The organism is Pseudomonas sp. SDO524_S393, assembly GCF_054071875.1.
Genome location: NZ_JBSVVZ010000021.1, coordinates 80,465 through 89,751, shown reverse-complemented (window position 1 = coordinate 89,751; position 9,287 = coordinate 80,465). Strand labels below are relative to the sequence as shown.

The following is a 9,287-nucleotide window of genomic DNA, read 5'->3' as shown; positions in this document are numbered from 1 at the left end:
TCAGTCGCTGGATAGGCTGACTGATACATCACATTCGCGAGCAAGCCCGCTCCCACAGTTCGATCGGCGCAAGGCAGGTGGTTATTGGTTCAGGCGTACCTGTTTTTCCAGCTCGGCCTTCAAGCCTGGCTCAAGCCCGAGCTGGCGCGCCAGTTCGTCGAGGTAGGCTTTTTCCATGAAGTTCTCCTCATCCACCAACATGACGCTGGCGATGTACATCTCGGCGGCCATTTCCGGCGTACCCGCTGCGCGGGCCACATCAGCCGGATCCAGCGGTTTGTTCAGCTCGGCGTGCAGCCAGCCTTGCAGTTCACGGTCACTGTCGAGCCGGGAGAATTCGCCTTCGATCAGCGCACGTTCGCGCTCGTCGACGTGGCCGTCGGCCTTGGCGGCGGCGACCAGCGCCTTGAGGATGCCCTGGCTGTGCTGCTCGACCTGGGCCGGCGGCAGGCGGTCGAGGGTTTGCGGCTCGCCCTTCGGCGCGTTGGCCTGTTGCGCCTGCCAGTTGCCGTAAGCCTTGTAGGCAATCACCCCGAGGGCGGCCAGACCGCCGTAGGCCAGGGCCTTGCCGCCGAATTTGCGAGCCTTCTTGTTGCCCAGCAGCAGGCCCATCGCGCCCGCCGCCAGGGCACCGCCGCCCGCGCCACCGAGCAGGCTGCCGAGGCCGCCACTGCCGAGCAGACCGTCCAGAGCGCCTTTATCTTGCGGTTTACGTTGACCGGTCGCCTTGTTCTGCAACAGGTCCTGACCAGATTTGAGCAATTGATCGAGCAATCCACGGGTATTCATTCGCAGCCTCCAGACGCCTGGGTTCATAGGGTCAACCGGCCCTCAGCGTAAAACCAAGTGCCAAAAGACCGCGATCTAGAGTGCTTCCAGATGTAACTCGGCCGCCCTTCACTTAAATCGATATACACTCGAGAACATCTATAAAAACACCCAACTGGTAATTCCAGCATGATGACCCTGCGTCAAATCCGGCACTTTATTGCCGTGGCCGAGACCGGCTCGATCTCGGCCGCCGCGCAAACCGCGTTCATCTCCCAGTCGACCCTGACCCTGGCGATCCAGCAACTGGAGCAGGAGATCGGCGTCAACCTGTTCAACCGCCACGCCAAAGGCATGACCCTGACCCACCAGGGCCATCAATTCCTGCGCCAGGCGCACTTGATCCTCGCCACCGTCGACAACGCCAAGCGCAGCCTGCAACAGAGTACCGACCAGGTGGCCGGGCAACTGATCATCGGCGTGACCAGCCTGGTGGCCGGCTACTACCTTGCCGACCTGCTCACCCGCTTCCAGCGCGCCTACCCCAATGTGGAAATTCGTGTCATGGAGGATGAACGCCCCTATATCGAGCATTTGCTGGTCAGCGGCGAAATCGATGTGGGCGTGCTGATCCTCTCCAACCTCGAAGACCGCCATGCATTGCAAACCGAAGTGCTCACCCACTCGCCCCACCGCCTTTGGCTACCGGCGCAGCATCCGTTGCTCGAGCACGACAGCATTAACCTCGCAGATGTCGCCCGCGAGCCGCTGATTCAGCTCAACGTCGATGAAATGGGCCACAACGCCCAACGCCTGTGGACCGGCGCAGGCCTGCAACCACGCGTCACGTTGCGCACCGCCTCCACCGAAGCCGTGCGCAGCCTGGTGGCCGCCGGACTGGGCGTGTCGATTCAGCCCGACATGACCTACCGACCCTGGTCGCTTGAGGGCGACATCATCGAGGCACGAACGATTGCCGACCTCAGCCAGACCCTCGACGTCGGCCTGGCCTGGCGCCGGGGCACGGCGCGCCCGGCGCTGGTGGACCCGTTCCTGACGGTGGCTCGCGAACAGCCGCATCCGCGCAAGCCATCTATTTAATCGAATGCTGCATTCAATATTTAGTATTTGTTGACCTCGCGCCTGACCTCTAGTCTCTGCTTATCCCATCAAGAGAAAGGTCAGGCGCTCGTAAGAGAACGTCCATGGCCATACAAGAAAAGAGATCGCGAAAAATGTCCGGCGCGCCCACCCCGCTGCTCACTGCGTTGTTGATCGACGGCGAACTGGTCCAGGGCCAGGGGTTTGCCGAGCCGATTCTCAACCCGGCCACCGGTGAAGTGCTCACCCAGATCGCCGAAGCCGGCACCGAGCAGGTCGAAACCGCGATCCTTGCCGCCCATCGCGCTTTTGCCGGTTGGTCGCGCACCACGCCGCAGCAACGTTCAAACATTCTGCTGGGCATCGCTGACGCCATCGAACAACAAGCCGACTACCTGGCCCGGCTGGAATCCCTGAACTGCGGCAAACCGTTGCACCTGGCGCGCCAGGATGACCTGAGCGCCACCGTCGACGTGTTCCGTTTTTTCGCCGGGGCCGTGCGCTGCCAGACCGGCCAACTGAGCGGTGAATACCTGCCGGGTTATACCAGCATGGTCCGTCGCGATCCGATTGGCGTCGTCGCTTCGATTGCGCCGTGGAACTACCCGCTGATGATGGCCGCGTGGAAAATCGCCCCGGCCCTCGCCGCTGGTAATACCTTGGTGTTCAAACCGTCGGAACATACGCCGCTGTCGATCCTGGCCCTGGCCCCCGTGCTTAAAGAGCTGTTGCCACGCGGCGTGATCAACATTTTGTGTGGCGGTGGCGAAGGCGTTGGCAGTCACTTGGTCAGCCACGCCAAGGTGCGCATGGTCTCGCTGACCGGCGATATCGTGACCGGGCAAAAAATCCTGCAAGCCGCATCCAAGACCCTTAAACGCACACACCTGGAACTGGGTGGCAAGGCCCCGGTGATCGTGTGCAACGACGCCGACCTGCAAGCCGTGGTCGAGGGCGTTCGCGCCTACGGTTACTACAACGCCGGCCAGGACTGCACCGCCGCCTGCCGCATCTACGCCCAGGCCGGTATCCACGACAAGCTGGTCGCCGAGCTCGGCGCCGCCGTCAGCAGCCTGCGCTTTGCCGGCAAGCGCGATGCCGACAACGAACTCGGTCCGTTGATCAGCACCCGCCAGCGCGACCGCGTGGCCAGTTTTGTCGAACGCGCCCTCGGCCAGCCGCATATCGAACGCATCACCGGCGCCGCGGTGCATTCCGGCCCGGGCTTCTATTACCAGCCCACCCTGCTCGCCGGCTGCAAGCAGCATGACGAAATCGTGCAGCGCGAGGTGTTCGGCCCGGTGGTCACCGTGACCCGCTTCGATGAGCTGGAGCAGGCGGTGGACTGGGCCAACGACTCCGAATACGGCCTGGCCTCGTCGGTGTGGACCCAGAACCTGGACAAGGCCATGCAAGTGGCGGCGCGCCTGCAATACGGCTGCACCTGGATCAACAGCCATTTCATGCTGGTCAGCGAAATGCCCCACGGCGGCTTGAAGCGCTCGGGGTACGGCAAGGATCTGTCCAGCGATTCGCTACAGGACTACAGCGTGGTGCGACACATCATGGCGCGTCACGGCCAACATCTTTAAAACAACAACTAAGCTCATGCGTTACGGCTTCACAGACTGCCCCGACCATAATTAAAGAAGAGGGAAACCCCATGTCCGCGCACAAGACCGCACTGCTCAGTGCCCTGACCACCGCGTTGCTGGCCAGCGCCAGCCTGCAGGCCGCCGAACCGCTCAAAGCGGTGGGCGCCGGTGAAGGCCAATTGGATATCGTCGCCTGGCCCGGCTACATCGAGCGGGGCGAAAGCGACAAGGCCTACGATTGGGTCAGCGGTTTCGAGAAGGAAACCGGCTGCAAGGTCAATGTGAAAACCGCCGCCACCTCTGACGAAATGGTCAGCCTGATGGCCAAGGGCGGCTATGACCTGGTCACCGCATCGGGCGATGCCTCGCTGCGCTTGATCGTCGGCAAGCGGGTGCAGCCAATCAACACGGCGTTGATACCCAACTGGAAGAACATCGACCCGCGCCTCAAGGATGCGCCCTGGTACGTGGTCAACAAGGAAACCTACGGCACCCCGTACCAATGGGGCCCGAACGTGCTGATGTACAACACCAACGTGTTCAAGACCGCGCCCACCAGCTGGAACGTGCTGTTCGACGCGCAGAACCTGCCGGACGGCAAGCCGAACAAAGGCCGTGTGCAAGCCTATGACGGCCCGATCTACATCGCCGATGCGGCGCTGTACCTCAAGAGCGCCAAGCCGGAATTGGGCATCCAGAATCCCTATGAGCTGACCGAAGCGCAATACAAGGCTGTGCTTGAACTGTTGCGCGCCCAGCAGCCATTGATCCACCGCTACTGGCACGACACCACCGTGCAAATGAGTGACTTCAAGAACGAAGGCGTGGTGGCCTCCAGCGCCTGGCCGTATCAGGTCAACGGCCTGCAGAACGAGAAACAGCCGATCGCCTCGACCATTCCCAAGGAAGGCGCCACCGGCTGGGCCGACACCACCATGCTGCACACCGACGCCAAGCACCCCAACTGCGCCTACAAGTGGATGGACTGGTCGCTCCAACCGAAAGTCCAGGGCGACGTCGCCGCCTGGTTCGGCTCGCTGCCGGCCGTACCGGCCGCGTGCAAGGAAAGCGAACTGCTCGGCGCCGAAGGCTGCAAGACCAACGGTTTCGACCAATTCGACAAGATCGCCTTCTGGAAAACCCCGCAGGCCGAAGGCGGCAAGTTCGTGCCGTACAGCCGCTGGACCCAGGACTACATCGCGATCATGGGCGGTCGCTGACTCCTGGCTCCCTTGGGGAGGCTGGCTTCTGTGGGAGCTGGCTTGCCTGCGATGGCATCACCTCGGTGTAACAGACACACCGGGGTGCCTGCATCGCGGGCAAGCCCGGCTCCCACAGAAAAGCGCCCACATTTGAGTTGCGATTACAGATTCCACGTTTTTTCAGAAGTCCAGGCCGGGCCGCTGCGACGACCCGCGCCTTTTTGGAGCACCGCACCATGACGCTTGCAGTCCAATTCACCCACGTTTCCCGTCAGTTCGGCGAAGTGAAGGCCGTTGACCGGGTTTCCATCGATATCCAGGACGGCGAGTTCTTTTCCATGCTCGGCCCATCCGGCTCGGGCAAAACCACCTGCCTGCGCCTGATCGCCGGGTTCGAGCAGCCCAGCGCCGGCTCGATCCGCATCCACGGCGAGGAAGCCGCCGGCTTGCCGCCGTATCAGCGCGATGTGAACACAGTGTTCCAGGACTACGCGCTGTTCCCCCATATGAACGTGCGCGATAACGTCGCCTACGGCCTCAAGGTCAAGGGTGTGGGCAAGGCTGAACGCCTGAACCGTGCCGAAGAAGCCCTGACCATGGTCGCCCTCGGCGGCTACGGCGACCGCAAGCCGGTGCAGCTTTCCGGCGGCCAGCGCCAGCGAGTCGCCCTGGCCCGCGCGCTGGTCAATCGTCCGCGCGTGCTGTTGCTGGATGAACCGCTGGGCGCCCTCGACCTGAAATTGCGCGAGCAGATGCAAAGCGAACTGAAGAAACTGCAACGCCAATTAGGCATCACCTTTATTTTCGTGACCCACGACCAGACCGAAGCACTCTCGATGTCGGACCGTGTGGCCGTCTTCAACAAGGGCCGTATCGAGCAGGTCGACACCCCGCGCAATCTGTACATGAAACCCGCCACACCGTTCGTGGCCGAATTCGTCGGCACCTCCAATGTGATTCGCGGCGAGCTGGCCCAACGCCTCAGCGGCAAGGCCCAGCCGTTCTCGATCCGCCCCGAACACGTGCGCATCGCCGAAGGACCATTGGGCGCCGACGAGGTGGAAATCAGCGGTCTGCTGCACGATATCCAGTACCAGGGCAGTGCGACCCGGTATGAGCTGACACTGGACAACGGCCAGACGCTGAACATCAGCCGCGCCAACAATCAGTGGCTGGACACCAGCGCCGGCCATCAGGTCGGTCAGACCCTCAGCGCGCGCTGGGCCCGTGAAGCCATGGTGCCGCTCACCGATACCGCAGGCGAGGTGTGACATGAGCCTGGCCATTTCCCATCCGCCGATGCGCAGGTTTTCCAACCTGCTGTACCGCAAGCCCAACCTCTATCTGGCGATGCTGCTGGTGCCGCCGCTGATCTGGTTCGGCGCGATCTACCTGGGTTCGTTGCTGACGTTGCTGTGGCAGGGTTTCTATACCTTCGACGACTTCACCATGGCGGTCACGCCGGACCTGACCCTGGCCAACTTCGCCGCGCTGTTCCAGCCGTCGAACTTCGACATCATCGTGCGCACCTTGAGCATGGCGATCGTGGTGTCCATCGCCAGCGCTATCGTCGCCTTCCCGATCGCCTACTACATGGCGCGCTACACCACGGGCAAGACCAAGGCGTTTTTCTATATCGCGGTGATGATGCCGATGTGGGCCAGCTACATCGTCAAGGCGTATGCCTGGACCTTGCTGCTGGCCAAGGGCGGCGTGGCGCAGTGGTTCGTGCAGCACCTGGGCCTGGAGCCGCTGTTGCAATTCGTGCTGGGCATTCCCGGCGTGGGCGGCAGCACGTTGAGTACCTCGCACCTGGGGCGCTTCATGGTGTTCGTCTATATCTGGCTGCCATTCATGATTCTGCCGATCCAGGCCTCCCTGGAGCGTTTGCCGCCGTCCTTGCTGCAAGCCTCGGCCGACCTGGGGGCCAAGCCGCGCCAGACCTTCATGCAGGTGATTTTGCCGCTGTCGGTGCCGGGCATTGCCGCCGGCTCCATCTTCACGTTTTCGCTGACCCTGGGCGATTTCATCGTGCCGCAGCTGGTAGGGCCGCCGGGTTACTTCGTGGGCAGCATGGTCTACGCCCAGCAAGGCGCCATCGGCAACATGCCCATGGCGGCGGCGTTCACCCTGGTGCCCATCGTGCTGATCGCGGTTTACCTCTCCATCGTCAAACGCCTGGGGGCCTTCGATGCACTCTGAGAAATCTTCGCTGGGTCTGAAGATCGCAGCCTGGGGCGGGTTGGTGTTTCTGCACTTCCCGATCCTGATCATCTTCCTCTACGCCTTCAACACCGAAGAAGCCGCGTTCAGCTTTCCACCCCAGGGCTTCACCCTGAAGTGGTTCAGCGTGGCCTTCGCCCGGCCGGACGTGCTGGACGCGATCAAGTTGTCGCTGCAGATTGCGGCCATCGCCACGCTGATCGCCATGGTGCTCGGCACCCTGGCCTCGGCGGCGTTGTATCGCCGCGAGTTCTTCGGCAAGCAAGGGGTATCGCTGATGCTGATCCTGCCGATTGCCTTGCCGGGGATCATCACCGGTATCGCGTTATTGGCGACGTTCAAGACACTGGGCATCGAGCCCGGGATGTTCACCATCGTCGTCGGTCACGCGACCTTCTGCGTGGTGATCGTCTACAACAACGTCATCGCCCGCTTGCGCCGCACGTCCCACAGCCTGATCGAAGCCTCGATGGACCTGGGCGCCGACGGCTGGCAGACCTTCCGCTACATCATCCTGCCCAACCTGGGCTCGGCCTTGCTGGCCGGCGGCATGCTCGCCTTTGCGCTGTCGTTCGACGAAATCATCGTCACCACCTTCACCGCCGGCCACGAACGCACCTTGCCGCTGTGGCTGCTCAACCAACTGAGCCGCCCACGGGATGTGCCGGTGACCAACGTGGTGGCGATGCTGGTGATGTTGGTGACGATGTTCCCGATTCTCGGTGCCTATTACCTGACCCGCGGCGGTGAAAGCGTGGCGGGGAGTGGCGGTAAATAACGGACAACACATAGCCACTGTTGAAACACGGTCAATGTGGGAGCTGGCTTGCCTGCGATTGCAGTCTGCCGGTTGATGAATCGGCCAGCTGATCTGCCGCTATCGCAGGCAAGCCAGCTCCCACAGTTGAACAGCGTTTCTTCAGGGAGAAACAGTCGTTTTGAGGAGAACTGAACCATGCAAACCAAACTCTTGATCAACGGCCACCTGGTCGAAGGCGAAGGCCCGGCCCAAGCCGTCTTCAACCCGGCCCTGGGCCGCGTGCTGGTGGAAATCAACGAGGCCAGCGAAGCCCAGGTCGATGCCGCCGTGCGCGCCGCCGATACGGCGTTCGAAAGCTGGTCGCAAACCGCGCCCAAGGACCGCTCCCTGCTGCTGCTGAAACTGGCGGACGTGATCGAAAGCCACGGCGAAGAGCTGGCCAGGCTGGAATCGGACAACTGCGGCAAGCCCTACAGCGCCGCGCTGAACGACGAGATCCCGGCGATTGCCGATGTGTTCCGCTTCTTTGCCGGCGCCAGCCGTTGCATGAGCGGTTCGGCGGGCGGCGAATACCTGCCCGGCCACACGTCGATGATCCGCCGCGACCCGGTGGGCGTAATCGCCTCCATCGCGCCGTGGAACTACCCCTTGATGATGGTCGCCTGGAAAATCGCTCCGGCCCTGGCCGCCGGTAATACCGTGGTGCTCAAGCCGTCGGAACAAACCCCGCTGACCGCGTTGCGCCTGGTTGAACTGGCAGCGGATATTTTCCCCGCCGGCGTACTCAACCTGGTGTTTGGCCGTGGGCCAAGCGTCGGCAGCCCGCTGGTAACCCACCCGAAAGTGCGCATGGTGTCGCTGACCGGCTCCATCGCCACCGGCGCGAACATCATCTCCAGCACCGCCGACAGCGTGAAACGCATGCACATGGAACTGGGCGGCAAGGCCCCGGTGATCATCTTCAATGACGCCGATATCGATGCCGCCGTGGAAGGCATTCGCACCTTCGGTTTCTACAACGCCGGCCAGGATTGCACGGCGGCGTGCCGGATCTATGCGCAAGCAGACATCTATGATGCCTTTGTCGAGAAGCTTGGCGCAGCGGTCGCCAGCATCAAGTACGGCTTGCAGGATGACCCGGCCACCGAGCTGGGCCCGCTGATCACCGCACAGCATCGCGACCGCGTGGCCGGGTTTGTCGAGCGCGCGGTGGCGCAACCGCACATTCGCCTGGTCACCGGCGGCAAGGCGGTGGAAGGCAATGGGTTCTTCTTTGAACCCACCGTATTGGCCGACGCACAGCAGGACGATGAAATCGTGCGCCGCGAAGTGTTCGGGCCGGTGGTGTCGGTGACAAAGTTCACCGACGAGGCACAGGTGCTGGGCTGGGCCAACGATTCGGACTACGGCCTGGCGTCGTCCGTATGGACCGCCGATGTCGGCCGCGCCCATCGCCTGGCCGCACGCTTGCAGTACGGCTGCACCTGGGTGAACACCCACTTCATGCTCGTCAGCGAAATGCCCCATGGCGGTCAGAAACTGTCGGGGTATGGCAAGGACATGTCCATGTACGGGCTGGAGGACTACACCACCGTGCGCCATGTGATGTTCAAGCACTGAGGCTTGTGTGGGAGCGGG

The 9,287-nt window shown here is 62.5% G+C and carries 8 protein-coding genes; 7 read left to right on the top strand and 1 reads right to left on the bottom strand.

The genetic code is table 11. The features are described from left to right. Positions 1 to 81: 81 nt before the first annotated feature. The gene (locus ACW9IB_RS12010; RefSeq protein WP_457413774.1) at positions 82 to 789 is read right to left on the bottom strand and encodes a tellurite resistance TerB family protein; all 708 of its coding nucleotides are present in this window, start codon (positions 787 to 789) and stop codon (positions 82 to 84) included. A 168-nt stretch (positions 790 to 957) separates the two neighbouring features. On the opposite strand from ACW9IB_RS12010, the gene ACW9IB_RS12005 reads away from it, so the two are divergent. The 7 genes from ACW9IB_RS12005 (at position 958) to ACW9IB_RS11975 (ending at position 9,269) form a co-directional block, all read left to right on the top strand. Next, a complete protein-coding gene (locus ACW9IB_RS12005; RefSeq protein ID WP_457364999.1) occupies positions 958 to 1,869 on the top strand; it encodes a LysR family transcriptional regulator in 912 nt (303 codons plus the stop codon). A 134-nt stretch (positions 1,870 to 2,003) separates the two neighbouring features. Further along, the gene (locus ACW9IB_RS12000) at positions 2,004 to 3,461 is read left to right on the top strand and encodes a gamma-aminobutyraldehyde dehydrogenase (RefSeq protein ID WP_457365000.1); all 1,458 of its coding nucleotides are present in this window, start codon (positions 2,004 to 2,006) and stop codon (positions 3,459 to 3,461) included. 71 nt (positions 3,462 to 3,532) lie between these two features. Next, positions 3,533 to 4,684 carry a putative ABC transporter substrate-binding protein YdcS gene (gene ydcS, locus ACW9IB_RS11995; RefSeq protein ID WP_457365001.1) on the top strand — a complete coding sequence of 384 codons (1,152 nt, stop codon included), beginning with the start codon at positions 3,533 to 3,535 and terminating at the stop codon, positions 4,682 to 4,684. Positions 4,685 to 4,902: 218 nt separating this feature from the next. Then, entirely contained in the window at positions 4,903 to 5,937 is a 1,035-nt protein-coding gene (locus tag ACW9IB_RS11990) for an ABC transporter ATP-binding protein (protein WP_457365002.1), read from the top strand. A gap of 1 nt (position 5,938) precedes the next feature. Continuing rightward, the gene (locus ACW9IB_RS11985; protein ID WP_457365003.1) at positions 5,939 to 6,868 is read left to right on the top strand and encodes an ABC transporter permease; all 930 of its coding nucleotides are present in this window, start codon (positions 5,939 to 5,941) and stop codon (positions 6,866 to 6,868) included. Continuing rightward, positions 6,858 to 7,667, top strand: coding sequence for an ABC transporter permease (locus ACW9IB_RS11980; RefSeq protein WP_457365004.1), 810 nt, complete (start codon positions 6,858 to 6,860; stop codon positions 7,665 to 7,667). Before ACW9IB_RS11985 ends, ACW9IB_RS11980 begins: the two co-directional genes overlap by 11 nt. Positions 7,668 to 7,844: 177 nt before the next feature. Then, the gene (locus ACW9IB_RS11975) at positions 7,845 to 9,269 is read left to right on the top strand and encodes a gamma-aminobutyraldehyde dehydrogenase (protein ID WP_457413773.1); all 1,425 of its coding nucleotides are present in this window, start codon (positions 7,845 to 7,847) and stop codon (positions 9,267 to 9,269) included. Positions 9,270 to 9,287 lie beyond the last annotated feature (18 nt).